Genomic DNA, 25,249 nt, shown 5'->3' with positions numbered 1-25,249 from the left:
AAGGACTAGGATTTCGCGCTCACCCCAAGTGAGGCACCACTCCGGATTACGCGCTCACTTTCAAATGAGGCACCTCGCAATAAGCTAAGTGATTCCAACGATTTATAGGTTGTCACACGGCATTGTTCGTTCAACGTCGAACTCATGGTCATATATGTTAGTTGAGAACAATAACATGTATATGGAACATCAAATCAGGCAACGAATACGCCCATTCCGCAAATCCCTCGGAGTAACCGGTCGTACGTCGCGGAACGCCCTCCCCTTCACGTTTGCCGAGCGTCATGCATCCATGTGGCGGGATGCGGTGAGGACTGCTGGCGGGCATCCGGCATGGAATTGCCCCACACCTGTGCTGTGACCTACCGTGTGATTGGAGGTATGGATAGGGCCGGACAAAACCACAACGCCCAAAACACGATAGCGCCTACAAATCGAATCTATATCCAAGCCGCCTGCTATAACCGTGGGTTATGACACTGCTGCAGTTGAAATACATCGTCAAAATCGTCGAATGCGGCTCCATGAACGAGGCCTCACACGAACTGTACATCTCCCAGCCCGCGCTCTCCTCCGCCGTCAAGGAGCTGGAAAAGGAGATGGGCATCGAGATCTTCACCCGGTCATCCCAGGGCATCGCCCTGACCGTGGACGGCGCCGAGTTCCTCACCTACGCCCGTCAGGTCCTCGACCAGTCCGCGCTGCTTGAGGAACGCTACAAGAACGCCAAGCCCCGCAAGCAACTGTGCCAGGTCTCCACCCAGCACTACATGTTCGCCGTGGAGGCGTTCGTCGAGCTCATCAACTCCATCAAGTCCGACGAATACGAGTTCACCATCCGAGAGACCCGCACCAAGGACATCATCAACCAGGTGGCCAACATGCAGTCCGAGGTCGGCATCCTCTACCTCTCCGATTTCAACAAGGACGTCATCGGCAAGCTGCTGCGTGAGAAGCACCTCGAATTCCATCCGATCTTCCGGGCCGGTCTGCACGTGTTCCTTTCTCGTTCCAATCCTCTCGCCGGACGCAAAAGCCTGACCATGGAGGACCTGAAGCCATACCCGTGGATCCAGTACGAACAGGGCGAGGAAGGCAGCTTCTACTTCGCCGAGGAGGCCGTGTGGCCCGAGTACTCCCCCAAGCAGATCAACGTGACCGACCGCGCCACCATCCTCAACTTCATCGTCGGACTGAACGGCTACACGGTCTGCTCCGGCATCGACAACGAGGACCTCAACTCCGAGAAGATCGTCACCGTGCCACTGGAATCCGACGAGAAGATGCTCGTCGGATGGATTACCAATGAACGCGCCAAGCTCTCCAAAGCCGCCGAGGTGTATCTTGAGAAGCTCAAGTCCGTCATCGCCGACCACGGCTATACGCTGATCGACTGATCGCAGACAAACGGGAGACCATCCCGCAGGTCATGAAAGCAAAGGGCTGGTTGCATAAGACATTCACTTGCCTATGCAACCAGCCCTATAGTGTATTCGCATACTCGTATGATTCATGCCGACGATGCGGTGCTATTGCAACTCCCCCGCATCGATCATCGCACCGTCGAGGAACCAGTAGTCGTGGTGGTCGCCGACCAGCGCGGTGAACGGCACCAGCGCCACGCCCCGCTCCTTCGCCTTGCCCAGCAGGTAGTTGCGGATTATCCACGGGTCCTCAAGCACCCCGCTGCGCAGTTCGATGATGTCGTTGATATAGCGTTCGTCCACGTCGAAGTGTTCGGCGAGGTCTTCAGGCGAAAGCCCCAGCAATCCGAGATTCTTCCTGAACTCACGTATGGTGTTCCTGCGTTGCGTCATGCTCAGCGACATATGCGCCCCCTGTTGTCGGCAACCTGCATACCACTGTACTCGCCGCCGTCGTCCAGTCTTTTCGGCGATCCCGCAAAGACGGGACGACGGCGACCTCGATGGAGCATGACTGTGGTCCGGAAAGCCGCGATTCAAGCGGTTGGACAATGCTGCGGTTCCGCGTCTGCGACCATCCACCCTTCTCGGTATCCGGGAAAGGGGTCGAATCGCAGACAGCGAAATCCTACTCGCGAACCAGGCGGATCTTCTCGACGCCTTCCTTGCCCGTCTCACGATACAGCACGAAACGGTGGCCGATGGTCTGCACCAGTTCGGCATGCAGCCGTTCGGCGAACTCCTCACCCGCCTCCTTGGCCGTGTAGCCGCAGCCCTCCAGCAGCGAGCACTTGATGAGCTCATGCGCCTCAAGGCTTTCCTCGGCCTGGGCGATGGTGGCGTCGGTGATGCCGTTCTTGCCGATGATGAGCTCCGGCTTGAGCCGCTGGCCGAGCGAACGGAGCTGCTTGATCTGTTTCTTGGTCAATGCCATGGGTTGGTTCTCTTTCTTCGGAAGCCTCTTCGGAAACGTTGCGGACAAGCCACTGTATCATGCGGCATTGAGGTTCGCGGCGGCTTCCACGATTCTGTCGGCCCAGTCCCCCACCAGTCGGCCCGTCTCCTCGGGGCGGTCGATATACAGGTTGTGGCCGGCGTTCTCCAACACCACGAATTCAGCATTCGGATAGTGTGGTATCAGCGCGTGCTGATCCTCATAGCCGACGATCTGGTCCTCTCGCCCGGTGACGATGAGCGTGGGGCCTGTGAACGTGCCGAACATCCGTTCGGGCACATCGGTGAGGAAATACCGGTCGCCGAGGCGCGCACAGGCCTCGCGGTCGCATAGGCGCACGCCGGGAAGGATGAACCGCTGGTAGCGTCTCCATGCTTCGTACGACTGGTTGACGCCCATGGTGACGAAATCGAAGACCTGTTCCTGCGGCAATGCATGGATGAGTTTCGGATTCGGGTCGGCGACGACATGCTCCCCGACCTTGCGGTACGCATGACGCGGGTCGACCACGGGTGCAAGGAGGGCAAGACCAAGCACGCGTTTCGGCTCCCTGGCCAGTATTTCGCGGGCCAGGGCACCTCCCATGGAGTTGCCGACCATGGCAAAGGCCCCGCTGCCGCCGATGACGTCGTCGATGGTGGACTGCAGCCAGTCGGCCATTTCCGGCAGCCCGCCCTCACCGTTCAGCGCCGGGGTTCCGCCGAAGCCCGGCAGGTCCAGGTAGATGCGTCGCATCGACCCGGGGAAGACCCCGTCCAGCAGCATCAGGGAACGGTGGTCGACACCCATGCCATGTATGAAGATGACGGGGACGACATCCCCCCGTGCATCATTACCCTGTATGGCCATATTCGCCTTCGGCTGCGTCACCATCACCCTTTCGTTCGGTTTACGGACGAAACGATGATACGAAGCCCGACGAACAAGGCGTCAACGCGCGTCATGGCGGCACGGGCGTCCGAACCGTCCGGTCGATGACGAACCATTACTAGACGACGTGTTGACTCGTAATATGACGACGACCGGAAACATCCTGTGACTATTTCTTCGCGATAAAGAAGAACCGGCGGAATCTGAGTATGACCTCGCCATTGGCCTGCGGCACGTAGGCGGAGTTGACCCGCCATGCGACCTCCTGCTCGAAGCGTTCGGCTGCCTTGCCGGTTTCATCGCGTTCGTCCAGCACGGCGAGATAGCGTTGCATGCGGGCGCCCTTCACCCATTCGACAAGCGCATCGGCCGACGGCATGCGATGGTAGTAGGTCGTCTCCCACTGGGTGAAATCCGAACTGGTGGCGGCGAGGATGCCGAAGTATTCCTCGGGACGCAGTGTGCCGTTCTTGCCTCGCAGCACGTCGCCGAGGTTCCAGCGGGGGTCGTTGGCGACTTCAGCGATGATGCGGAACAACGGCGTCTGCTCGACCATGGGCACCTGCACGGCGAGGACCCCTCCGGGATTGAGGGATTCCATGAGCTGCGGGATGAGCAGACGATGCCCGGGGACCCATTGCAGACATGCGTTGGAGAACATGAGATCATAGCGGCCGTGAAGGTGATGGACATCGCCGAGGAGGAATTCGATGCCGGGATGGTTCCTTTTGGCGCTGGTGATCATGTTCGGCGAGTTGTCGATGCCGAACAGGCGCGAGTCGGGGAACTCCCTTCTTAATACGGTGGTGCTGTTGCCCGGGCCGCAACCGAGGTCGGCTATGATGTTCGGACCGGGAATCACCTGCTTGACCCTCCTCGCCAAATCGATCGATGGCTGCGTTCGTTCCGTCTCGAACTTCAGATACTGTTCGGAATTCCAATCGGACAATGGGCTCACACTCCTTAGGCCCTGCAACTGCGTCGTTCACCCGGCACTCCTGTCCCAGTGTAGCCCCATCCGTGGCCTCCGGCGCGACTGGGGCACGGCATCGCCCCCCATGTCCACGGTGGCCATGGTGCGATAGACTCTCAATCGTTGAGCTGACGCATCGAAACCGGACCATAAGGAGAGACATGAGCAACGAATCCCCCGTCACCGACGTCATCTTCGATTTCTGCGGAGTCCTGCTGGATTGGCGGTGCCGTGCATGCCTTGAAGGCCATTTCCCGCCGGAGGTCGTCGACCGTATCTGCGCCGACGACGACCCTCATGGCTTCTTCCGTTACGAGGACCGGATGGATGCCGGCGAGGACGTCGTAGACATCCTTCCCGACGTGGCGCGTGAACAGGGCGAGTACATCGCCGGAATCTTCCGCTACTACGTGGACCATTATGGCGATGCGTTGCCCCGTATGCTGCCCGGCATGGAGCGACTGCTCCAGGACCTGAAGGCCGCCGGCTATGGCGTATGGGGGCTGACGAACTGGTCTCACGAGACCATCCACATCGCATTCGACAAATTCCCGCAGCTGGGCGAGCTGCTGGATGGCACGGTGGTCTCCGGCGTCGAGAAGCTGCACAAGCCGGACGCCGACATCTACGAGCTTGCACTGGACCGTTTCGGACTCAGGGCGGCATCCTCGGTGTTCCTCGACGACACGCCCAGGAACGTGGACGGGGCACGCGCCGTCGGCATGCACGCGTTCCGCTTCACCGATGCCGAACAGGCAAGAAGGGACCTCGCCTCTCTGGGCATGAGGTTCTGACCCCGGGAAAAGGCAGTGCCATGTGCAGGAGATTCGCGTTGGATCTGGATTGGGATGCCGTGGCGGAACGGTTCGCCGTAGACGAGGACGACATCGACGCCACGTCGCTTCCCGCACCAACGTACGGAGTCACGCCCAAGAGGACCATCGCCGTCATAGCGCAGGGAAAGGACGGGCGTCGCCATCTTGCCGGAGCATACTGGTCGCTCATCCCCCGGTGGAGCGGGACGAGCGATCTGCCGTACCCCACCTATAACGCACGGGTGGAATCGGCCGCATCCAAACCGACGTTCGCCGAATCGACGCGAGCCATGCGATGCATCATCCCCGCATCGGGATACTACGAATGGCATGGCGCAAAACCGTTCTATTTTCATGCCGACGACGACGTGCCGCTGCACATGGCGGGGCTGTACTCATGGTGGCGGACGTCAGCCGCGTCGCCATGGATGCTGACGGCGGCCATCATCACCTGCCCGGCTGTGGATGGACCGTCCTCCGTGCACAATCGGATGCCCATGCTGGTGGCACCCACGGAAGGCAACGCATGGCTGGACCCGGCGGTCGACGGCACGACACTGCTCTCGCGGGTCCGCCACGCCGGGGAGCCGCTGTCCCGCGCCCTCGCCTTCCACGAGGTCGCTCCCCTGGACGGAGACGGCCCCGAACTCATTCGACCGCTCGATCGCGGGGAGCAACCGCGTCTGTTCTGAAAACCATCGGCAAGGTCTTGGAAAGCGCACGATGCCCTGACGGTTTTCGCCGTCAGCCCGTCTTCAAACCGCGTGGATGCAGTCACACCGACTGGGCGGACCGGTCGTTTCCCAGCCTCTTACGACGAATCCATACCGGTTCGATCATACGTCCAAGACGCTGCAGATGGACCAGCGTGGCGATGGCCAAAGATCCCAACAGCACGACCGGCACGATGCTGGCTTCAAGTCCGAAGGCCCCTCCGGTCAGCAGGTCCGGCCCCTGCCATTGAGCGACCAGCCACGATCGCCGGGCTCCCGTGCCGGAGACTATGGAACCAAAAACAGGACCTTCGGCGATGTTCCACATGAAATGGAAGCCGATGCACCACCACAACGACCTCGTGGCAAGATAGATCGCGCCGAACAGCAATCCCGCCTCGATGGCTATGGCCATGCCTCCCCACAACGTTCCGTCGGGGTTGGCGATATGCACCAGGCCGAACACCAGCGCGGATACCACGACGGCGCCCCATGAGCCAAGAGACTCCTCCACCAGACGCAGCAACATGCCGCGCATCATGATCTCCTCGGCGATGCCGGCGGTGAATCCCAATACCAGCAGATCGGACCACGGGCTGTATCCCGGGTCGAAGCCGACGATCCGGTACCCTCCCAGCAATGCGACGATGCCGATGCAGATTGCGATGCATGCGAACGAGGCCGCCATGCCCCGGATCAGATCGAAGGCGCGCGACGGCGCCAATTCCACCGGCGCGCGGCGTTCCTCCATCACGAGGACGACGATGAGATAGGCGGCGACTGCGCCTACCAGTTCGCCGAACGAGGCCGTCTCCATGGAATTCGACCGGGCGAGACCGACGGTCAGTCCAGACACGAACGTCATGATGCAGATGAACACGAGCGCCCGCAGCAACGCACTGGACCGTATCCTGCGCGCTCCGTCGAAACGACGCACCGGATGATCGTCGGCCATGAGATCATCCGCACGAATCATTGGGACAGTCCCCAGAAGCGCGGCATGCATGTTTCGCGCACGGTGCGAATGTTCGGATGAGTATGGTTCGGACATCGTCGGTCCCCTTCCCCGCGGTCATTACATGTCCGTCCCCATCATATCGTGTCGGAGCGAGAGCCCTCCCCGAACCAGCCGGACCAGTCGACTACCGCCTCGATGTTGTTGCCGTCCGGGTCGAGCACGAACGCCGAATAGTATCCGGGATGGTAGGGGCGCGGACCGGGGGCGCCGTTGTCCCTGCCCCCGGCGGCGAGCGCCGTCGCATGGAATGCGCGCACGGACGCCCGGTCCGGTGCGAGCAGGGCGATGTGGGTTACCGGCGACGCCGGACCCGTGTCCTCCTCCGTATTCATCGGTGAGATGTAGAAGTCGGAGTGGGGTGTGCCGTCGTCCACACCGAATCCGAGGGTGGGTTCGTGATGCGCCTTGACGATGTATCCGAGCGGTGCGAGCGCATCGCGATAAAACGCGACGCTGCGGTCGATGTCCCTGACATGCAGGGTGATATGGTCCAGCATTGCCTGTCCTCCCCTTGGCCGGAATCGTGTCTGCACGCCCGTCAGCGTCCGCGGCCATCATGGCCATGATACGGCCGGGTCCGTCGTTCGGAGAGGCCGTCGATGATGGATGGTGCCGCGGCCGTGTGTTCGTCATCACGACGAAGCGGGCGACCGGCGTAGGCACTCTCCCCGGCACACCTCATATTCAAGGAGATTTCCTTCTCCAGGTACTTTTCCGGATTTGGATTCATCGGTACCCTGTAGGGTAAGGGTGAAGGCATCACAACACGGAGGGGGAACGGCATGACCGGGATGATGAAGACGGACGTCATGACGAAGGCGTTGATCGTGGTGGACGTGCAGCCGACGTTCTGCGAGGGCGGCGAGCTCGGCGTGGAAGGTGGCAATGCCGTCGCCGCGCGGATCGCCGCATACGTGCAACAACACCGTGACGACTATGCGTTCATCGCCACCACGCAGGACTGGCACATCGAGCCTGGCTCGCACTGGTCCGAGAACCCCGATTTCGTGGACACATGGCCGGTGCACGGCAAGGCGGGCACCCCGAACGCGCGGCTGCATCCCGCGATCGAGGCGCTCGGCATCACGCACCATTTCAAGAAGGGCCAGTATTCGGCGGCCTACTCCGGTTTCGAGGGCATCGAGGACAACACGAATCGCATCCAAGGCCGCGACGACGTCAAGGCCGCGCAGGCCGCGGGACATATGCTCGCCGACGCGCTGAAGGCCGCCGGAGTCAACGAAGTGGATGTGGTCGGCATCGCCGAATCGCATTGCGTCAAGGAGACCGCGCTCGACGCGAAACGGCTTGGATACGCCGTCACCGTGTTCGAGGACCTGACCGTGCCGGTCAGCGAGGAGCTGGGCGCCGCCGCGCGCGTGGAGATGGCCGGAGCCGGTGTCGCACTCGTCGAATCAGGGAGGTCATGACCCTCGGCGGGGAAACGCCGGACGTGAGGGACACGCAAGACTCGTTCGCCATAAGCGGGTTGAATGACGAACCCCGCGTATCGTTTGGCTCGAAGCGACATAATGATGGGTGTACGGGCGGCAATGGCACCTGTCCATATGCCACTCGTCCCGTCACGGACGACGGAAACGAACGACGGCATGAGACGAACGACGGAAACGAACGACGGCATGAGACGAACGACGACATGAGACGAAAGGACGAGTCATGAGTGACACACGTGTGAAGGTCGGTGGCAGCGACCTCAAGGTGTTTCCGCTGGTGCTGGGCGGCAACACGTTCGGTTGGACCAGCGATGAGACTTCGAGCCGCAGGGTCCTTGACGAGTATGTCGAGGCCGGAGGCAACTTCATCGATACGGCCGACGTGTACTCGGCGTGGGCGCCGGGCAACGCGGGCGGCGAATCCGAAATCATCCTCGGCCGCTGGCTGGCCGTACGCGGCAACCGCGACAAGGTGGTCGTCGCCACGAAGGTCAGCGAACACCCGCAGTACAAGGGACTGTCCCACGACAACGTGATCGCCGCCGCGAACGAGTCCCTGCTACGCCTTGGAGTCGACACCATCGATCTGTATTATGCGCACTTCGACGACGAGTCGGTCCCGCTTGAAGAGACGGCGGCGGCGTTCGACGAGCTCGTCCGCGCCGGCAAGATCCGTGCGATCGGTCTGTCGAATTATACGGCCGACCGCATCGAGGAATGGTTCCGCATCGCACGCGGGCACGGCTACGTGCTGCCGGTCGCGCTGGAACCGCACTACAACCTCGTCGCCCGCGGAAACTACGAGCGCACGCTCGCCACGGTCGCCGAACGCGAGAGTCTCGCGGTGTTCCCGTATTTCTCTCTGGCGGCCGGCTTCCTGACCGGCAAGTACCGTTCCGCGGCCGACGCCGAGGGCAAGGCGCGTCAAGGCATGGTCTCCGACTATCTCAACGCCGACGGCTTCGCCCTGGTCGACGCGCTCGACGAGGTCGCCAAGGCACATGACGCGGCGATAGCCACGGTCGCGCTCGCATGGCTGCGTCATCGTCCGCAGGTCGCCGGTCCGATCGTCTCCGCTCGTACGCCCGAGCAACTGCCTGCGCTCCTCGCATCCTCCACGCTTGATCTGTCAGCCGACGAGATGGATGCGCTCGACAAGGCGTCCGAACCGTTCACAAAGTGATTCACCGATTCATCACCCGACGATCGAGGACCGGCCGGGCCATCCGACCGGTCCGGCGCGGCGATATCAGCGTCGGGTCTGCCGTATGGCCGCCTTGCATGCCCATTTGGTCAGCAGATACTGCCCGTAGCAGCTGACGGCGATGACGCCCGCCATAAGCGCGGCGGACGCGATTGAAGGCATCAGGCCGTCACGGTTACCCAACGTTTTCCACGGACAGGAGCGGGAACGTCCCCCGTCCACGATTTCGGGCGTGACGTCATCCGATTCGCCCATTCCGTTCATGTCCATGTTCCCATCGGTCATGTTGGTCATGTCAATCCCCTTTGATCGGACTTTGTGATTGATTCCTGAGATCGATTCAGTGACGGTTTCAGGACAACCGTCATCATGCCCAGCTTAGCAGCAGACCGGCAAGGACGACCGGGGTCACGCCATGACGTTCCTCGTTTCGACCATGATCTGCGTCAGGATCTCGGCGTCGGTAATGGTGGCGTGGTCCCGGCACCGGGCCCATTCGGAGAAGACCTCTATCAGCATGGTGACGGCTACGCCGTACCGCAGCCGTGTGGCGAGGCCGTCCTCGTCATCGTCGTCAAGGGGAAACAGTTCGGCGAGCGCGGACGCCCATTGGGGTATCCGCGCGTATAGGGCACGGCGCAGCGAACCTGTGCCGTTGATGATGGCCATTCGTTGCGCCAGCACGTCGTATTTGACGTCGTCGAACCGTTTAACGACGTCAAATACGACGGCGTCCGCGATGTCGGAGGCCGTCATCCGGGTTCGTTCCTTATCCCATCGTCGCGACGCGGCCGCGGACGGCTCATCCGGCAACGGGATATCGACGACGATGTCCTCCTTCCTCGGAAAATACCTGAATAGAGTGATCGGCGTGACGTCGGCGGCCGCGGCTATCCGTTGGACGGTCACCTCGTCGTAGCCGTGTTCGAGGAACAGCCGCATGGCGGCCTCGCGGATGCGGCCGCGGGTCCTTCTCTTCTTCGCCCGCTGCCATCGCTCCCTTGACGAGACGGCCTTCGCCGAAATGCCCCTGCCGTTGCTGTGCTCCGATGTCATAAGCCACTCATTCATATGTCATACGATTACGTCATCCGTAATGTAACCACTGTCATGTTTCGTCGACGTGTTTCAGGTTCACGCCTTTTCCCTATCCCCTGTCACTTGTGTCACTTGTCACTCCTGACGTGACGGATGGATATGGTTTGCCGTGGCGAGGTACAACGCCCATGCGAGGGGCATGGCGAGCATGAACAGCGGGTAGAACCATGGGAGGGGGATGTTAGCGTACAGCAGTCCCCCTATGACGGGTCCCAACGACATTCCGAGGTCGATGCCTGCGTAGTACGTGCCGTTGGCGATTCCGCTGCGCGCCTTGCCTGCGATGATGACGGCCTGCGACTGGGTGACGGAGCTCATGACGCCGTAGCCCCCTGCCATGAGGATCGCCCCGAGAAGCAGCATGACGTCGCCGCGCATGAAGTCGAGGCATAGCAGTGCTGCGAGCATGAGCAGCGAGCAGACGCGCATGAAGAAGCGGAAATCCTTCTCGTCGAACAGGTCGCGCAGGGTGATGCGCATGATCAGCAGCGCGATGGCGTAGACGGGGAAAAACAGGCTGACCTCGACCGTCACATGACGTGCCGCCACATAGGATACGAGGAACGTCTGCGTGGCGAAATACGGTATGGCGAACAGCATGAACACGAGGGACAGCGGCACGACCCTGGGCTCCATCACGGAGCGGATGGTGAATCGACGGTTGAGCGGTTCCGCGGGATTCGGGACTTTGCCGCTTGCGACTGGGTTGCCGCCGTCATGCACGAACAGCACGGACGCCACCATGAGCATGGCGATTGCCGCGGAGATCAGGAACGTATGACGGTATCCGATGAGCTGCTGCGCCTTGATGCCTATGGCCGGGCCGATGGCCATGGCGAGCGCGTTCATGGTGCCGTAGAGTCCCATCCCGGCTCCCATGTGCCGAATCGGCAGCAGCATGGACATCCACGTGGCCAGGCATACCGAGCAGCATGCGAATCCGACGCCGTTGACCATGCGTGCCACGATGAGCGATACAGGGCCCGATGCGATCGAATACCATACGCTGGCCACGAGATACAGCGCCGATCCCACGGCGACGAGCATGCGTTTGCTGGTCCTATCGGATAGATTGCCGGCGATGGGTCTGCAGAACAGGGCGACGATGGTCATGGCGCCGGAGACGAGTCCCATCAGGACTCCCGACGCCCCAAGCTCCTCCGAGTAGCCCGCCATGAGCGGTGTGGCGAGCATGTTGCTGGCCATGAAGCAGAAGGTCGCTATCATGACCAGGGCGACATCCCTGGTGATCAGTCGTTCGTCGTTGTTCTTCGTCAACGTTCCCATCTCCGGGAGGAATTCATATGAAAGCGGGTATGATATTGGAAATTAGGATATAGAAAAAGCAAGCGTCCGGGCCCCTCCCGAGGACGGGGCCCGGACGCTGCGGTCAGGCGCCGTATTCGTCGAGGTAGGCGTCGGCGGCGGCTTTGATCCCCTCTGTGACATAGGGCGTGCCGTCGGCGTTGGCGATGCGCTGGCCGGCGTCGAAGATCTCTCGCACGTCGGCGATGGCGAACACGGGGAACCCGAACTCCCGTTCCACGGCCCTGACCGCCGACAGATCCGAGTCCCTGGTCTTCTCCATGCGATCGACGGACAACACCAGTCCCACGACCTTCACATCCGCCTCGGCCTTGAGCTTGGGGATGACCTCGCGCACGGCGGTGCCTGCGGTCATCACATCGTCCACGAGAAGCACCTTCATGCCGTCGGTCAGCTGCGTGCCGACCATCATGCCGCCGTCGCCATGGTCCTTCCTCTCCTTGCGGTCGAATGTGTAGCCGATCTCCATGCCATGGGCGGAGGTCAGGGCGATGGCGGTGGAGACGCCGAGCGGGATGCCCTTGTAGGCGGGGCCGAACACGGTGTCGATGTCCCCTGGCAGGTTGCCGGCCTCGATCTCGGCGGCGATCTTCTCGGCGTAGAATGCGCCGAGCGTGGCGATCTTGCGGCCGTCGTCGAAGGCGCCGGCGTTGATGAAGTACGGGGATCTGCGTCCGGATTTCAACGTGAACTCGCCGAACTTCAGCGCCTTGGATTCGAGCAGGAACTGCGTGAAGCGGATGTCGAGCGATGCGGTGGTCATGGTGTTGGGTCAGCCTTCCTTGTGTGTTGATGGTCAGCGCCAGGTCTCGCCTGCGGCCAGTCGGGCGGCGAGTTCGGGACGTTCGTCGAGCAGGTCGTCGAGCTCGCGGGCGACTCGCAGTGGCGCGATGGGGTCGAACAGGGCGGCGGCGCCCACTTCGACGGCGTTCGCCCCCGCATACAGGTATTCGAGGGCCTTCTCGCCGGAGTCGATGCCTCCGATGCCGATGATGGGGATGTCCGGCAGCGCGGTGCGCACCTGCCAGACGCGCGCCAGGCCTATGGGCAGCACGGCGGGGCCGGAGACACCGCCGGTGACGTGGTCGATGACCGGACGCCCGGTGCGGGTGTCGATGCGCATGCCGACGATGGTGTTGATGAGGCTCAACGCGTCGGCACCGGCCTCGGCCGCGGCCCGTGCGGGTACGGTGATGTCGGTGACGTTCGGCGTGAGCTTGACGATCATGGGCTTGTCGGTCATCCCGCGCAGGCGGGTGATGAGACGGGAAAGCGCCACCGGGTCGGTGCCCACGCTCATGCCGCCGGCGGAGACGTTCGGACAGCTCACGTTGATCTCCAGCATGTCCGCCGGGGAGTCGGCGAGCTTGGCGACGACCTCGGCATAGTCATCGTCGCTATGTCCGGCGACGTTGGCCACGACGTTCGCGCCGATCTCCTTGAGCTTGGGCAGGTCGTCGACGAGATAATGGTCGACTCCGGGGTTCTGCAAACCCACGGCGTTGATGTTGCTAGCCGGACCCTCGGCGGTGCGCACTCCGGGATTGCCCTCCCATGGAACCGGGGAGACGCCCTTGGTGGTTACCGCGCCGAGCCTGCTCACATCGTAGAACCAGCGTACGGCGGCGTACTGGAACGTGCCGGACGCGGTGCCCACGGGATTCTTCCACGGAACGCCGGCCACCAGGGTCGGGTGCTTCCATTCATGATCGTACAGATCCGTCCCCGGGACCGTGTTCGTTGCGTTGTCGTTCATGGTCGTCACTCCCATCCCAGCTGTTCGCGGGTGAATACCGGGCCGTCCGCACAGACCTTGAGTCGCCCGTCCACGGTGTCGGTGGTGCATAGCACGCAGGTGCCATAGCCGCAGCCCATGCGCTGTTCGAGGCTGAGCTGACAGGGAATGCCCCGTTCTGCAGCCCACGAGGCGACCGCTTTCATCATGGGCAATGGGCCGCAGGAGAGGATCACGGGCGGCAGGTCCCCTCCGGTAAGCTCGTCCTCCATGCGGTCGAGCAGCGTGATCACGTTGCCCTCCGACTCATCGATGCTGTAGGTGCGGTCGGCGTACCGGTCCACGTATTCGTCGGCGAAATGGTTCCTCCGGTAGCCGAACACCGCAGTGGACTCGCTGTTCCCGTCGCCGGCGATATGCTGGGCCGCGTGGATCAGCGGGGGCACGCCGAGGCCTCCGGCCACAAGCACGTAGTTCGCCGGGGCACCGGTGTCGAAGGCGTGGCCTAGGGGGCCCATGACGTCGACGGCGTCCCCGGGGGCAAGACCGGCGAGCTCCCGCGTGCCATCGCCGACGACGGCGAAGATGAAGCTCACCAGATCATCCTGGATCTCACTGATGCCGAACGGCCGGGGCATCAGCCTCGTGGGATCCTGGGTGAAGAAATCCACGAACTGGGCGGGACGGCCATGCGAGGCGATGTATGGGTCACGGATGGTGATGCGGGTCACACCGGCATCGAGTTCGATGACGTCGGCGACCTCGACGGTGTGCCGGGGCGGGAAAAACCCGTGGCCGACCGCCGCATCGACGACGGCACGGCCATGGGCCAGTCTCTCCCTGGTGGACGTGGGGATGAACGTGTCTGTGGTCAAATCACCGGCCTCCTTCAGTGCCTTAGGGCCGAATCGAGGTCGTCGCGCATGCGTTCGGCGGCCTCCCTGGCGCTTTCGCCGACGATCTGCAACGCCTCGTCGAGATCAAGGTCCTCGCCATAGTCGGGGTGCTTCCTCCATGCGCCGATGATGCCGCGAGAGGAGTTCACGATCGCCCCTGAACCATTGGCGTCGAACATGCGCGCCACATCGGCCGCCGTGCCTCCCTGCGCCCCGTAGCCGGGCACGAGGAAGAACGTATGCGGCATGCGCTCGCGCAGTCTCGCGCCCTCCTCCGGGTGCGTGGCGCCGACGACGGCGCCGGCTCGCGAATACCCATGGTCGCCGATGGTGTCTGCGCCCCATCGTTCGACGAGATCGGCCACATGCTCGTAGACGCGCCCCCCATCCCTGAGCTCCAGCTCCTGGATTTCGCTGCTCGACGGATTGGACGTGCGCACAAGGATGAACACGTCCTTGTCGTTGCCTTTGGCCGCGTCGATGAACGGGGTGATCCCGTCGGTGCCGAGATATGGGTTCACGGTGACGGCGTCCTCGTACCATTCGGATCCGAACTGGAATTCGTCGCCGTTCTCGTCGTAGTCCTCCACGTCGGCGGCGAGCGCGGCGGCGTTGCGCTGCACGTTCTCGACCTCGTCGGCGCTGGCCACGTCGGAAAATCGCAGCGGGAATCCGCTGAGATGGTGGGCGTATGCCTCGGCGGTGGAGCCGATGTCGCCGCGCTTGACGTCTCCGAGCACGTACAGGCCGTTGTCCTGGGCGTATTTGCAGGTACGGGCGTACATCCACAGCCCTGCCTCGCCCAGTGCCTCGTACATGGCGATCTGCGGTTTGACCGCGGGGACGATGTCCTTCACCGCGTCGATGACCGTGGTGTTGAACCTGAGGTACATGGCGGCGAAGTTGATGGACCATGCGGCTTCGGCCTCCATGGGGTTGCCCATCTCGCTTTCGCTCACGGTGGCTTCACGCGCGTGGTCGATGAGCTGTTTGGGCAGCAGCGCCGGTTTTGGATCGAGTCCGACGACGCTGGGGTTGTTCTTCGCTTTGATGGCGTCGATTAGACGGTCCATGATGTCCTTCCTCGTGTTGTCTACAGACGGCTGAAGACGAGCTTGGAGCCGATGATAGTGGCGAGCGGTCGACCTGTGACGTCCCAACCGCCGAATGGTGTGTTACGCGCCTTGGAATGGAACCGTTCCGGGTCGACGGTCCAAGTCGTCTTCGTGTCGAGGACGACGAGGTCCGTGGATTCGGGATGCTCCACCGTGCCCAGGTCGAACGTCCGTCGCCCGCCGGTATGCGCGGAATCTGCGAGCATCGCCGCGATGTCGGCGGGGTCGTGCCCCATGAGGCGCGACGGCGCGACCGCCATGAGCTCGATGAGACGCGCGTCGGAGATGTGGCCGCCGTCGACGAGCACCTTGTGGCAAACGCCGTACGCGCATTCGAGGCCTATGATGCCATTGGGGGCCTCAAGGAACCCTCGCTCCTTCTCCTCCAGCGTGTGCGGCGCATGGTCGGTGGCGAGCAGGTCGACGGTGCCGTCCTCGATCGCCTCTATCGTGGCACGCCGGTCGGCCTCGGAACGCAGCGGCGGGTTCATCTTGGCGAGGGTGCCGTATTCGAGCAACGCCTCGTCGCTCAATGCGAGATAATGCGGGGCTGTCTCGCAGGTGATGGGCAGGCCCTCGGCCTTGGCCTTGCGGATGGCGTCGAAGGAGATGGCCGTGCTCACATGCTGGAAGTGGATATGCACGCTGGTCTCGCGGGATTTGGCGATGTCCCGCGAGACGATTCTCAGCTCCGTGTCCTCGGGTATGCCCGGCACACCGAGTTCTCGTGAGACGGGGCCGTCGTTGACGGCGCCGGTGTCATGGTGCTCACAGTGCTCGATCAGCAGAAGCCCCGTCTCCTTCGCCACGCGCAGCACGTCGTCGAGTGTCTCCGGGGTGACGGCGGAACCATCGTCGCTGATCGCGGTCACCGGATGGGCCAGCTGGAACGAATCCTTCTCCCCTTCGGCCACGCCGCGCATGTACCAACGCCAATCCTCGGGATCCGTGGCCTCCCGTCCGGCACGGCCCTTCGACGCGCACACGCACAGGTCGTAGCGGACCGGAAGACTCACATCATGGGCGGGTTCGTAGTGCTGGAGGAAGTCGATGACGTCGTCGAAGCCCCTGCCGAGCACCTCGGCGGCGCCGGCACGGGTGGGATCCGTGATGGTCACGCCATCCATCGCCGGCACGGTGTTCGGCATGATGAGCACATTCGTGTAGCCGCCGGATGCCGCGGCGGCGGCGCCGGAGACCATGGATTCCTTGTAGGTCTGGCCTGGGTCGCGGAAATGCACATGCGGGTCGGCGAAGCCCGGGGCCAGGGTGAGGCCCGTGGCGTCGACCTCGCCTTCCGAGACGGCGCCCTCATCGCGGAGGAACCGCGCCCCGTCGGTTTCGGGAACCACCAGGTCGATGGCCTCGCCGGTGTTCCACACGGTGATGTTGCGCAATGTGAGCATGTGCGTTTCCTTTCGCTGTAAGGGGCTAGAACTTGGCTTCCTCGTCGCAGTAGTCGCAGCGGTATTCCATACGTTCGGAATGCACGAGGTGGAATCGCTGCTTGATGCCGCGTTCGATGGTGGTCACGCAGCGGGGGTTCACGCAGCTGATGACGTTGGTCACATGCTCGGGAAGGTTCGGGGTGAGCTTCTCCACGATCCGCCCGCCGTGCACCACGTCGACGGTCGCCTGCCGTGCAACAAGGCCGAGCACATTGAGGTCGATGTCCTGCTCGCCTTCGATCTTGATGATGTCCTTGGACCCGAACTGGTGGCTGGTCGTGTTCATGATCAGTGCAAGACGGGCCGTGGACGGGTTGATGTTGAGATAGTTGAGCACCTTCAGCGCCGTGCCCGCGGGCACGTGGTCGATGATGATGCCTTCCGTGATGCTGGTCACCTCCATCAGGCGGCCACCTCCTTTGCGTTGACGGCGTCCACGCCGGCCGGGTCGAAGCCGGGCAGCTCGTCGCCCAGCACGGAGCATTCCAGGGCCATGCGCATGAGCATGCCGTTCCTTACCTGTTCGAAGTAGGCGGCGCGCGGGTCGTGGTCGACCTCCACCGCGATTTCGTTGACCCTGGGCAGCGGATGGAGCACGGCCATGTCCTTTTTGGCGAGGCCGAGCTTGTCCTCGTCGAGGATGTAGGTGTCGCGCAGCCGCAGGTAATCGTCCTCGTTGAAGAAACGCTCCTGTTGCACGCGGGTCATGTAGAGCACATCGAGGTCACCGATCACGGATACGAGGTCCCTGACCTCCACGTATGTGCAGCTGTCGGTGGCGTTGATGCGGTCGATCACGTACTGCGGGGTCTTCAGCTCGTCGGGGCTGATGAGCACGAAGTTCACGTTGCCGAAGCGGCATAGCGTCTCGATGAGCGAGTGCACGGTGCGGCCGAAGGTGAGGTCGCCGCACAGGCCCACGGTCAGATTGTCGACGCGGCCGAACCGCGACTGCAGCGTGCACAGGTCGGCGAGCGTCTGCGTCGGATGCATGTGGCCGCCGTCGCCCGCGTTGATCACGGGGATGTCCACGGCTTCGGACGCCACCAGCGCGGCACCCTCCTTCGGATGCCGGATGGCGACGACGTCGGCGAGGTTCGCGACGGTCTTCAACGTGTCGGCGATGGATTCGCCCTTGCTGACCGATGACTGCTGGGCTCCGGCGAATCCGATGACGCGGCCGCCGAGACGCAGCATGGCGGTCTCGAAGCTCAGGCGTGTGCGGGTGCTCGGTTCGTAGAAGAGCGTTGCGATGATCCGTCCGTCGCAGGTATGCGAGACCAGTTTGCGATTTGCGTCGATGTACTGCGCCTTGCGCAGGAGGAGCTCGATCTGCTCAGTGCTGAGATCGTCGAGCGTGACAACGCTTTTCCCGATGAAATCCTCGGTTGGGGATAATGATGACATGCGCGCCTTTCCGTCGTTCTCTGGATTCAGGCGGCCACAACATCGTCGCGACCTAATCAAGTCTAAATTCCCGTAGGGACGGAAGCGCACGAAAACAGGACACGCGTTGTTCGCATTGGCTTAAGCGGCCGTTCACCTCATCCGACTGGATCTACTCGTCCCGGCGGGCGGCGACCTCCAGCCGGTCGAGGAAGTCGGTGAGGTAGTGGATCACGCGCCGTCCACCGGCAAGCACGCGTTCGTCGACGGCCTTGTTACGGCCCGCCTTGAGCTGCGTGACGATGCGGTCGCCCTGGTCTTCGCGTCTGGCGCTGAAACGGCACAGCACCACGGCGCCTTCCGGAGGCTCCTCGCAGATGGAGATGGCGTAGCGTGCCACCACGACGGCGTCGTCACGATGGGGAAGCTGCTGGTTGATGAGCATGGACAGGGTCTCCATGACCCTCCTCTGCCCCGCCGACGCCTTGATCTCGTCGTTGACACGGACGCTGACCGCGACCCCGCCGAGGCCCTTGGACGGCTGGTCCGCGCATATCACCGCCTCCAGATTCATATCGTCGATCTCGGTGTCGGCATCGAACGCGTAATAGTAGCCGAGCGTGCTGAACCCGTCGGCATCGGTAGCGGTGGTCTTCGAACCGTCGCTCATGGTCCCCTCTTTCATCGATGGAAAGTCACTATATACGCACAGCATAGCGGATGTCGTGGGCGCACGACGCCCGCTAGAGCACCGCATCCGCCTGCATGAGGTAGACGTTCTGCCTCATCATCTTGGCCTGCCCCCGTGTGATCTCCTCCTCTTCCAGCATCTCGCGAATCGTCTCCAGTTCGAGCCGGAACGTCTGCGTGCGCACGTCATCCACACCCTGTCTTGAGGGAAGCGAGGAGAGAGTCGGCAACGACGAGGCCTTCGCGTGCAAAGTGCTCAGCGCGGCACGGTATTCGCCGATCAGCCTCGCGATGATCTCCGCGTTGTCCACGTCGGTGAGCACCTCGTCCTTCAGATGTCCGATGGTGGCCTCGAACAGTTCGATCTGGATGCTGCGCATCATGTCCGTCCTATGCGGGTCCAGTCCGGGCGTCACCCTCGCCAGCACGGCCCAGATCCTACGCAGCAGGATCATGGCCTGGCGCCGCGGCTTGGCCTGACGGATCTGGATGTGGTGACCCCCCGAGCCGGTCAGATGGTTGAGGGAGCTGTTGAGACGGGTGATGAGCTGTTCGGCGGCGTCCTCCTTCTCCGGATGCCGTTCCAGCAGGCCGTTCAGCCATGCACGCTCCCATTCGAGCGTGGCGACGCGAACCTTCTGCTCGCGTTTGATGGTCTCCTGGGGCACCGCAAGCTTGACCCGGTCGATGCGTTCCGTGTAGGAATGCATGACGGCTCGGACCTCCTCATGTGTCTCCGGGCTGTCGAGCTCGGCGATCTTCGTGAGCGTTCGGCGCAGCATCTCCACGTTGTCCTTCGCATACTCCTCTCCCTCCACGTCGTCGTCGCGCGGTGCAAGCAGCGGAAGGATGATGTTCGCCAGTACCAGGGACGCCACGATGTATCCGGAGACTATGAACAGCAGGGCACTGCGCAGGGGGATGTGCGTTGCCTCGTCGATGCCGTTCGGCAGCGTGAACGCCAATGCCAATGAGATCGTGCCTTTGGGGCCGCCGAACGTCATCACCAGCGCGCTGTGCACACGGTCGCGGGTCAGTTTGCGCCGCTTGCGGGTGGCACGGTCCTTCGTCACCCGCAGCATGACCAGCATCCACAGGAAGCGTATGACGAGCGACACCACGGTGAGTACCAGCACGGCGAGCACCAGCATGCCGCTGCTGACCGACTCGTTCTGCCAGCTGGACCGCATGGCGATGGGAAGCTCAAGGCCAAGCAGCACGAACACGGCGCCGTTGAGCGTGAATTCGATGAACTGCCACACCGAGTTCGACACCAGGTTCGTGCGGGCGATATCACTGCCGAAGCCGTATCGTTGGAAGGTGATGAGCAACCCGGCCGCGACGACGGACAAGACCCCGGATACATGGATGTGTTCGGCGGTCACATATGCGGTGAAGGGAATCAGCACCTCAATGCCGATGCGCAGTGTCATGGTCTCCATGCGGTACCGCCTCAGCAGCAGCACGAGATGGTTGAACAGAAGGCCGGCGGCGATGCCGACGGCCACACCGCCGAAGAAGCTGGCGGTGATGCCCTTGGCGAACTGGGCGACGGAGAAGGTGCCCGTGAGCGCGGCGAGGCATGCGAACTGGAATCCCACGATGCTGGCCGCGTCGTTGAACAGGCTTTCGCCACGCAGCACGTTCAGCTGACGTTGGGTGAGCTTCGCCTCCTTGCTCAGTGACGCGACCGCCACGGCGTCGGTCGGACCAAGCGCCGCGCCGAGGGCCAGGGCAGCGGCGAGCGGGACCGCCGGCCACAGCACGTGCAACGTCACGCCGGTGACCGCGAGAGACACCAGGACCAGACCTATGGCCAGGGACAGCGACGGACCGAGATCCTTCGCCACCTCACGGCGGGGCACGTTGCGTGCCTCAAGGAACAGCAGCGGGGCGATGAACAGCACCATGAATAGCGCGGGATCGAGTTCGAGGTTGGGCAGGAACGGTGTGAAATACCATGCCACGCCCAACGCGATCTGCACAAGCGGAGTGGAGACCCTCGGGATGAAGCTGCTCAAGGCCGAGGAGATGAGCACCACGACCAAAATCTCTAGTACCAGGGTAAGTTGGGCCATGCAGGGAGGGTCCTTCCGTCATCTTCTTCTCATTGACAGATTCCAGAGGAAATGCTATCAGTCAAACGTTCTTACCGACGGCACATTCGTCGACGGCGTATCGCATCTTCCCGCTTGCCGGCCTACAGCCCACGTCGTTTGAGTTCGGCGACGATGCCCACATAGAACTCGCGGACGTCGAAACCGTCGATGTTCTCCCGGTTGAGGTCGATCATGTCGGCGTGCGAGATGCCCCGGCGGCCGTCGGGCTCCAGCCAAATGAACCGACCGCCCCAGGGGAACGACGGCCTGGAGACCAGTCCGTCGTTGGGGCCGTCGAACCATTTGACGAGCGGATACGTGAAGTTCAGCGGGAACTTGCCCGTCGTGGCGTGGGAGAGTTTCGACCCGACGCTTTGGCAGAGCACGCCGGGAAACGCGCCGAGTCCGATCTCCCGGTTGATCCGGCCGCACCCCTCCTGCGTAAGGTCGTGCACGGCGGCCATGAAGTCGGGGCTCCGGTCGCCGAGGTGTCCCGCGGCGGCGTTGTATGCCGCCGCCACCTTGCGCTGTGCGGCGGCGGGGATGTTCGTAAGCAGGTAATCGGCGAAGCCGCAGCCGCGATGCGGGGTGTTGACGGTGGTCAGCGACGCCACCCATCGGCCGGCACCGCAACGGGCGATGGCATAGCGCATGTCGAGACCTCCCTTGGAATGCGCTATGACGTTGACCTTGCCGCAGCCGGTCCGTTCGACGATCAGGCGTATACGTTCGGCAAGCTCGGCTGCGCTGTCCCTGACGGATGCCGCGGACTGATGCTCCCCGTAGAATATCCGGGCGCCGTTGCGTTCGAGCTCCGCCGGCACCCGCCCCCAGTAGTTCAGTGTCTTCGTATCGCGGAAGAACACGCCGTGCACCAGAAGAATCGGATACCGTGTCGCACAGATGCGCGCCGTCGCCCGTTGCCTGTCCAGATACTCCTTGGCGGATTCGAACCGTACCTCCTCGCCCACCGTGCGAATGATCAGCCGCAACGCGATGAGGTTCACCACGGGAATCCATCCGCACAGGACGCCGATGATGCGGATCTTCAATCCCAGCTGCACGGAGGTGAGGTATACGGCGATGATGCCGGTCCAGAAGACGACCGATTCAACCAGTGCGAATACCCCCAAGGCGATAAGCCACGGCAGCCATTGGCCGGCGTCCATCAGCATCGCCGATGCGACGAATGACAGACCACCGAGCAGCACCGTCCACCAGAAAACCCGTAGCATGACGACGCCGAACCGGCAGACCGCGATGCGCCGCCCCGCAACGCCGCCCGCCGCTCCGGGTCCCGACCGGGCGCCATGTTGATCACGCTCGTAGCTCCCGTCCATCCTCCGACTCGCATCATTCACCCTTCCATTGCACCACATGCCTTGCACAAGGCCCGAGAAAAACTGAACATCATGTCGTCTTGTCATATAGGGCCGCGGGCATCGATAATCCGGTCCCGTTCACTTCCACGCCCACGCATCCTCCAAGGTCCCCTACAATTGGAACCGGAAGTCATTCATCATTCATCAAATCAATCACAAATTCATGGACAGCGAGGCATCATGGCGATTCAATCGACAATCACCCTGAACAACGGCACGGTCATCCCACAGATCGGCTTGGGCGTGTTCCAGACGCCGGACGGCGACGTCACCGTCAACGCCGTGCAAACGGCTCTGGAGGCCGGCTATCGGCATATCGACACGGCGATGATCTACCGCAACGAGGCGTCCGTCGGCGAGGGCATCCGTCGCTCGTCGGTTCCGCGCGGGGACATCTTCCTGACGACGAAGCTGTGGAACGATGACATTCGCGTCCATCGCGCGAAGGACGCGTTCCAGGAGAGCCTCGACCGGCTCGGAGTCGACTACGTCGACCTGTATCTTATCCACTGGCCTGCGGACGGCTGGCAGCGGGCTTGGGACGACATGCAGGAAATCTACGCCTCCGGCCGAGCGAAGACCATCGGCGTAAGTAATTTCCACGAGCATCATCTCGACGAACTGCTGAGCAACAGCGACGTCACGCCGGCCGCGGACCAAATCGAGTCCTCCCCGCAGTTCCCAAACCAGGCGCTCATTGACGCCGTGCACGCCAAAGGCATCGCCGTCGAGGCGTGGAGCCCGCTCGGCGGCACCGGCGGCAACCTGCTGTCCAGCCCCGATCTGGCCCGAATCGGCGCAAAGTACGGCAAATCTCCGGCGCAGGTGGTGATTCGCTGGCATATCCAGCGCGGCGTGGTCGTGCTGCCGAAATCCACGCATGCGGACCGTATCAGGCAGAATCTCGACGTGTTCGATTTCATGCTCTCCGATGAGGACATGGCGAGGGTCTCCGCACTCGCCACCGGCGTGCGCAACGGTTCCGATCCCGACGATTTCGCATTCTGAGCGGGACTATGCCGTTCTCCATCGTCCACGGAGACATCACCGTCATGAAGGCGGACGCCATCGTCAACGCGGCCAACACCGGGTTGCGTATGGGCGGCGGCGTCTGCGGGGCCATCTTCCGCGCCGCTGGTGCCGAACGGCTGCAACGGGCCTGCGATCGGTTTTCCCCCATCGAAACCGGCCAAGCCGTCGCCACCATAGGTTTCGATCTTCCCGCCCATTACATCATTCACACGGCAGGACCCATCTGGCGGGGAGGCGGCCACGGCGAAGAACTGCTGTTGCGCGCCTGTTACCGCAATTCGCTGGGGCTTGCCGGGAAGCTGCATTGCACAAGCGTCGCGTTTCCTCTGATCTCCGGTGGTATCTACGGGTATCCGAAAGATCAGGCCTTAGCGGTGGCCAAGGATGAAATCGAATCGTATTTGGCCGAACACGACGATTCTCCGATGAACGTCTCTCTCACGCTGCTCGGCTGATTCGGCCAGATCGTGGCCGACTGGTCCCCTACCGCCGACATCACCGAGATTCGACCGCCAGACAGGGGTCGGCGAACCGGCGGTTGGTCAGCACGGGCAGGGTTTCCCTCGCCGACCGTAGCACATCCCGATCCAGCGACGCCATGATTACGCCCGGCCGCGCACCTGCATTCGCAACCGTTTCCCCCAGCGGATCTAGGATACGGCTCAAGCCGATGTTCCGATTGCTCACCTCGCTGCAAGCCACCACATAGCAGGTGTTCTCCAATGCGCGGGCGGCGGTCATGAGCCTCCAATGCCGTTCCTTCAGTGCCCCGCGCACCCATGCGGCGCTGACCACGATGATGTCCGCGCCCCGTACCGCCAGCGAACGCGCCGTCTCGGGGAAGCGCACGTCATAGCAGGTCATGACGCCGACTCTCCACCCGTCGACGTCGACAAGAGGCGGCAGCGCATCACCGGACGTCACAGTGTCGGATTCCCGTTCCGAGAATGCGTCGTAGAGGTGCAGCTTGCGATACGTGGCGACGATCCGGCCGTCACGAACGACGAGGAAGATGTTGGCCACGCGTCGTCTGCCTTCACAGGCCAAGTCCGCATCATCCCGTCCGTCCTCATGCTCCGGAACGTGCACTGTTCCCATCAGCATGACGCCGGTTTCCATGCTGATACGTCGCAGTCCCGTCACGAACGGTCCATCCAGGGGCTGCGCGTGCGCCGCCACGAACGCGTCATCGCCTCCGTCGCGCGCAATGAGTCCTTCGGGCAGCACGAGCAGCCGAGCGCCTTCTTCGGACGCCCGCAGTGCGTATTCACGGATCAACGTCAGATTCATTGACGGGTCACGTGTCACCGTGAATTGTGCCGCTGCCACCGTCAGCATGTCGTTCATATCGTTTATCGTACCCCCGCTCGTAGTATTCCATCCCATATGCCGGTAGGAATTCAGACGATGCCCACGTATCGGCGGTGACGCTGTTCGCGATGTCCTAATCACTGTTCCATCGGATTCTCCGTTGAATAATAGGGGGAAAGGCTGGCGTCTCCACTCCGATCCGGTGGCGGCACCAGCCCGGAAAACAGGAAGGGGCCGTCCCGGCTGGGGCGGTCCCTTTCCTTGGTAAGAGTGTGATTGCGGCGGCGTGCTACTCTCCCACACTC

Annotated in this window: 27 protein-coding genes; 7 read left to right on the top strand and 20 right to left on the bottom strand. The window is 62.6% G+C overall.

Translation table 11 applies throughout. From position 1 onward, the window contains the following. Positions 1-473 precede the first annotated feature (473 nt). Entirely contained in the window at positions 474-1,397 is a 924-nt protein-coding gene (locus DF200_RS08920) for a LysR family transcriptional regulator (protein ID WP_100511029.1), read from the top strand. Positions 1,398-1,529: 132 nt separating this feature from the next. On the opposite strand, the gene DF200_RS08915 is transcribed toward DF200_RS08920, so the two are convergent. The 4 genes from DF200_RS08915 to DF200_RS08900 form a co-directional block, all read right to left on the bottom strand. After that, positions 1,530-1,829, bottom strand: coding sequence for a DUF2316 family protein (locus DF200_RS08915; RefSeq protein ID WP_109137925.1), 300 nt, complete (start codon positions 1,827-1,829; stop codon positions 1,530-1,532). 223 nt (positions 1,830-2,052) lie between these two features. Beyond that, entirely contained in the window at positions 2,053-2,358 is a 306-nt protein-coding gene (locus DF200_RS08910; protein ID WP_109137924.1) for a YhbY family RNA-binding protein, read from the bottom strand. Between the two features lie 57 nt (positions 2,359-2,415). Then, complete coding sequence (locus DF200_RS08905; protein WP_439098326.1) at positions 2,416-3,249, bottom strand: alpha/beta fold hydrolase; 834 nt, start codon at positions 3,247-3,249, stop codon at positions 2,416-2,418. Positions 3,250-3,418: 169 nt separating this feature from the next. Next, positions 3,419-4,198 (bottom strand): methyltransferase domain-containing protein, encoded by a 780-nt coding sequence (locus DF200_RS08900; protein ID WP_158275829.1) that lies wholly within the window; start codon positions 4,196-4,198, stop codon positions 3,419-3,421. A gap of 185 nt (positions 4,199-4,383) precedes the next feature. On the opposite strand from DF200_RS08900, the gene DF200_RS08895 reads away from it, so the two are divergent. Together DF200_RS08895 and DF200_RS08890 are read left to right on the top strand one after the other, a co-directional pair. Then, positions 4,384-5,016, top strand: coding sequence for an HAD family hydrolase (locus DF200_RS08895; protein WP_109137921.1), 633 nt, complete (start codon positions 4,384-4,386; stop codon positions 5,014-5,016). 20 nt (positions 5,017-5,036) lie between these two features. Then, entirely contained in the window at positions 5,037-5,729 is a 693-nt protein-coding gene (locus DF200_RS08890; RefSeq protein ID WP_109137920.1) for an SOS response-associated peptidase, read from the top strand. Between the two features lie 82 nt (positions 5,730-5,811). Here the strand turns inward: DF200_RS08890 and DF200_RS08885 are convergent, their stop codons facing one another. Both DF200_RS08885 and DF200_RS08880 read right to left on the bottom strand, forming a co-directional pair. Further along, positions 5,812-6,726, bottom strand: a complete 915-nt coding sequence (locus DF200_RS08885) for a CPBP family intramembrane glutamic endopeptidase (RefSeq protein ID WP_158275828.1) — start codon at positions 6,724-6,726, stop codon at positions 5,812-5,814. Between the two features lie 116 nt (positions 6,727-6,842). Then, a complete protein-coding gene (locus DF200_RS08880) occupies positions 6,843-7,265 on the bottom strand; it encodes a VOC family protein (RefSeq protein WP_109137918.1) in 423 nt (140 codons plus the stop codon). A 312-nt stretch (positions 7,266-7,577) separates the two neighbouring features. Between DF200_RS08880 and DF200_RS08875 the strand changes: the two genes are divergently transcribed. Together DF200_RS08875 and DF200_RS08870 are read left to right on the top strand one after the other, a co-directional pair. Beyond that, the gene (locus DF200_RS08875; protein WP_109137929.1) at positions 7,578-8,198 is read left to right on the top strand and encodes an isochorismatase family protein; all 621 of its coding nucleotides are present in this window, start codon (positions 7,578-7,580) and stop codon (positions 8,196-8,198) included. Between the two features lie 247 nt (positions 8,199-8,445). After that, complete coding sequence (locus DF200_RS08870; protein ID WP_109137917.1) at positions 8,446-9,405, top strand: aldo/keto reductase; 960 nt, start codon at positions 8,446-8,448, stop codon at positions 9,403-9,405. A 66-nt stretch (positions 9,406-9,471) separates the two neighbouring features. Here the strand turns inward: DF200_RS08870 and DF200_RS08865 are convergent, their stop codons facing one another. The 13 genes from DF200_RS08865 to DF200_RS08805 form a co-directional block, all read right to left on the bottom strand. Beyond that, on the bottom strand, positions 9,472-9,720 hold the full coding sequence (locus tag DF200_RS08865; RefSeq protein WP_109137916.1) for a hypothetical protein: 249 nt from the start codon (positions 9,718-9,720) through the stop codon (positions 9,472-9,474). A gap of 114 nt (positions 9,721-9,834) precedes the next feature. Then, positions 9,835-10,482, bottom strand: a complete 648-nt coding sequence (locus tag DF200_RS08860; protein WP_109137915.1) for a TetR/AcrR family transcriptional regulator — start codon at positions 10,480-10,482, stop codon at positions 9,835-9,837. A 117-nt stretch (positions 10,483-10,599) separates the two neighbouring features. Then, on the bottom strand, positions 10,600-11,811 hold the full coding sequence (locus tag DF200_RS08855; protein WP_109137914.1) for an MFS transporter: 1,212 nt from the start codon (positions 11,809-11,811) through the stop codon (positions 10,600-10,602). Positions 11,812-11,914: 103 nt separating this feature from the next. After that, positions 11,915-12,613 carry an orotate phosphoribosyltransferase gene (gene pyrE, locus DF200_RS08850; protein WP_109137913.1) on the bottom strand — a complete coding sequence of 233 codons (699 nt, stop codon included), beginning with the start codon at positions 12,611-12,613 and terminating at the stop codon, positions 11,915-11,917. Positions 12,614-12,646: 33 nt separating this feature from the next. Beyond that, positions 12,647-13,606: a dihydroorotate dehydrogenase gene (locus tag DF200_RS08845; protein ID WP_109137927.1), complete on the bottom strand. Its 960-nt coding sequence runs from the start codon at positions 13,604-13,606 to the stop codon at positions 12,647-12,649. 5 nt (positions 13,607-13,611) lie between these two features. After that, a complete protein-coding gene (locus DF200_RS08840) occupies positions 13,612-14,460 on the bottom strand; it encodes a dihydroorotate dehydrogenase electron transfer subunit (RefSeq protein WP_439098325.1) in 849 nt (282 codons plus the stop codon). A gap of 14 nt (positions 14,461-14,474) precedes the next feature. Continuing rightward, positions 14,475-15,554 carry an orotidine-5'-phosphate decarboxylase gene (gene pyrF, locus DF200_RS08835; RefSeq protein ID WP_109137912.1) on the bottom strand — a complete coding sequence of 360 codons (1,080 nt, stop codon included), beginning with the start codon at positions 15,552-15,554 and terminating at the stop codon, positions 14,475-14,477. Positions 15,555-15,574: 20 nt separating this feature from the next. Continuing rightward, entirely contained in the window at positions 15,575-17,002 is a 1,428-nt protein-coding gene (locus DF200_RS08830; protein ID WP_109137911.1) for a dihydroorotase, read from the bottom strand. A 25-nt stretch (positions 17,003-17,027) separates the two neighbouring features. Next, the gene (locus DF200_RS08825; protein WP_109137910.1) at positions 17,028-17,447 is read right to left on the bottom strand and encodes an aspartate carbamoyltransferase regulatory subunit; all 420 of its coding nucleotides are present in this window, start codon (positions 17,445-17,447) and stop codon (positions 17,028-17,030) included. Then, positions 17,447-18,451, bottom strand: a complete 1,005-nt coding sequence (pyrB, locus tag DF200_RS08820) for an aspartate carbamoyltransferase (protein ID WP_109137909.1) — start codon at positions 18,449-18,451, stop codon at positions 17,447-17,449. Before pyrB ends, DF200_RS08825 begins: the two co-directional genes overlap by 1 nt. A gap of 151 nt (positions 18,452-18,602) precedes the next feature. Beyond that, entirely contained in the window at positions 18,603-19,100 is a 498-nt protein-coding gene (locus DF200_RS08815; RefSeq protein WP_109137908.1) for a hypothetical protein, read from the bottom strand. Positions 19,101-19,173: 73 nt separating this feature from the next. Further along, positions 19,174-21,198, bottom strand: coding sequence for a cation:proton antiporter (locus DF200_RS08810; RefSeq protein WP_109137907.1), 2,025 nt, complete (start codon positions 21,196-21,198; stop codon positions 19,174-19,176). 122 nt (positions 21,199-21,320) lie between these two features. Beyond that, positions 21,321-22,454 carry an esterase/lipase family protein gene (locus DF200_RS08805; RefSeq protein WP_109137926.1) on the bottom strand — a complete coding sequence of 378 codons (1,134 nt, stop codon included), beginning with the start codon at positions 22,452-22,454 and terminating at the stop codon, positions 21,321-21,323. A 327-nt stretch (positions 22,455-22,781) separates the two neighbouring features. On the opposite strand from DF200_RS08805, the gene DF200_RS08800 reads away from it, so the two are divergent. Together DF200_RS08800 and DF200_RS08795 are read left to right on the top strand one after the other, a co-directional pair. Beyond that, entirely contained in the window at positions 22,782-23,609 is an 828-nt protein-coding gene (locus tag DF200_RS08800) for an aldo/keto reductase (protein ID WP_109137906.1), read from the top strand. An 8-nt stretch (positions 23,610-23,617) separates the two neighbouring features. Beyond that, a complete protein-coding gene (locus DF200_RS08795) occupies positions 23,618-24,088 on the top strand; it encodes a macro domain-containing protein (protein ID WP_109137905.1) in 471 nt (156 codons plus the stop codon). A gap of 40 nt (positions 24,089-24,128) precedes the next feature. Here the strand turns inward: DF200_RS08795 and DF200_RS08790 are convergent, their stop codons facing one another. Then, entirely contained in the window at positions 24,129-24,980 is an 852-nt protein-coding gene (locus DF200_RS08790) for a nitrilase-related carbon-nitrogen hydrolase (protein ID WP_109137904.1), read from the bottom strand. Positions 24,981-25,249 lie beyond the last annotated feature (269 nt).

Origin of the sequence: Bifidobacterium catulorum, from assembly GCF_003129925.1 — a bacterium.
Lineage (GTDB): Bacteria > Actinomycetota > Actinomycetes > Actinomycetales > Bifidobacteriaceae > Galliscardovia > Galliscardovia catulorum.
Note: the sequence above shows the minus strand (reverse complement) of the source record. Positions and strands in the feature narration are given on the sequence as shown.

Bases quoted from the DNA above. Each gene is read 5' to 3' on its own strand.
- DF200_RS08920 (WP_100511029.1), top strand. From the start codon at position 474: ATGACACTGCTGCAGTTGAAATACATCGTCAAAATCGTCGAATGCGGC.
- DF200_RS08915 (WP_109137925.1), bottom strand. From the start codon at position 1,829: ATGTCGCTGAGCATGACGCAACGCAGGAACACCATACGTGAGTTCAGG.
- DF200_RS08910 (WP_109137924.1), bottom strand. From the start codon at position 2,358: ATGGCATTGACCAAGAAACAGATCAAGCAGCTCCGTTCGCTCGGCCAG.
- DF200_RS08895 (WP_109137921.1), top strand. From the start codon at position 4,384: ATGAGCAACGAATCCCCCGTCACCGACGTCATCTTCGATTTCTGCGGA.
- DF200_RS08890 (WP_109137920.1), top strand. From the start codon at position 5,037: ATGTGCAGGAGATTCGCGTTGGATCTGGATTGGGATGCCGTGGCGGAA.
- DF200_RS08885 (WP_158275828.1), bottom strand. From the start codon at position 6,726: ATGATTCGTGCGGATGATCTCATGGCCGACGATCATCCGGTGCGTCGT.
- DF200_RS08880 (WP_109137918.1), bottom strand. From the start codon at position 7,265: ATGCTGGACCATATCACCCTGCATGTCAGGGACATCGACCGCAGCGTC.
- DF200_RS08875 (WP_109137929.1), top strand. From the start codon at position 7,578: ATGACGAAGGCGTTGATCGTGGTGGACGTGCAGCCGACGTTCTGCGAG.
- DF200_RS08870 (WP_109137917.1), top strand. From the start codon at position 8,446: ATGAGTGACACACGTGTGAAGGTCGGTGGCAGCGACCTCAAGGTGTTT.
- DF200_RS08865 (WP_109137916.1), bottom strand. From the start codon at position 9,720: ATGACCAACATGACCGATGGGAACATGGACATGAACGGAATGGGCGAA.
- DF200_RS08860 (WP_109137915.1), bottom strand. From the start codon at position 10,482: ATGACATCGGAGCACAGCAACGGCAGGGGCATTTCGGCGAAGGCCGTC.
- DF200_RS08855 (WP_109137914.1), bottom strand. From the start codon at position 11,811: ATGGGAACGTTGACGAAGAACAACGACGAACGACTGATCACCAGGGAT.
- pyrE (WP_109137913.1), bottom strand. From the start codon at position 12,613: ATGACCACCGCATCGCTCGACATCCGCTTCACGCAGTTCCTGCTCGAA.
- DF200_RS08845 (WP_109137927.1), bottom strand. From the start codon at position 13,606: ATGAACGACAACGCAACGAACACGGTCCCGGGGACGGATCTGTACGAT.
- pyrF (WP_109137912.1), bottom strand. From the start codon at position 15,554: ATGGACCGTCTAATCGACGCCATCAAAGCGAAGAACAACCCCAGCGTC.
- DF200_RS08830 (WP_109137911.1), bottom strand. From the start codon at position 17,002: ATGCTCACATTGCGCAACATCACCGTGTGGAACACCGGCGAGGCCATC.
- DF200_RS08825 (WP_109137910.1), bottom strand. From the start codon at position 17,447: ATGGAGGTGACCAGCATCACGGAAGGCATCATCATCGACCACGTGCCC.
- pyrB (WP_109137909.1), bottom strand. From the start codon at position 18,451: ATGTCATCATTATCCCCAACCGAGGATTTCATCGGGAAAAGCGTTGTC.
- DF200_RS08815 (WP_109137908.1), bottom strand. From the start codon at position 19,100: ATGAGCGACGGTTCGAAGACCACCGCTACCGATGCCGACGGGTTCAGC.
- DF200_RS08810 (WP_109137907.1), bottom strand. From the start codon at position 21,198: ATGGCCCAACTTACCCTGGTACTAGAGATTTTGGTCGTGGTGCTCATC.
- DF200_RS08805 (WP_109137926.1), bottom strand. From the start codon at position 22,454: ATGCTACGGGTTTTCTGGTGGACGGTGCTGCTCGGTGGTCTGTCATTC.
- DF200_RS08800 (WP_109137906.1), top strand. From the start codon at position 22,782: ATGGCGATTCAATCGACAATCACCCTGAACAACGGCACGGTCATCCCA.
- DF200_RS08795 (WP_109137905.1), top strand. From the start codon at position 23,618: ATGCCGTTCTCCATCGTCCACGGAGACATCACCGTCATGAAGGCGGAC.
- DF200_RS08790 (WP_109137904.1), bottom strand. From the start codon at position 24,980: ATGAACGACATGCTGACGGTGGCAGCGGCACAATTCACGGTGACACGT.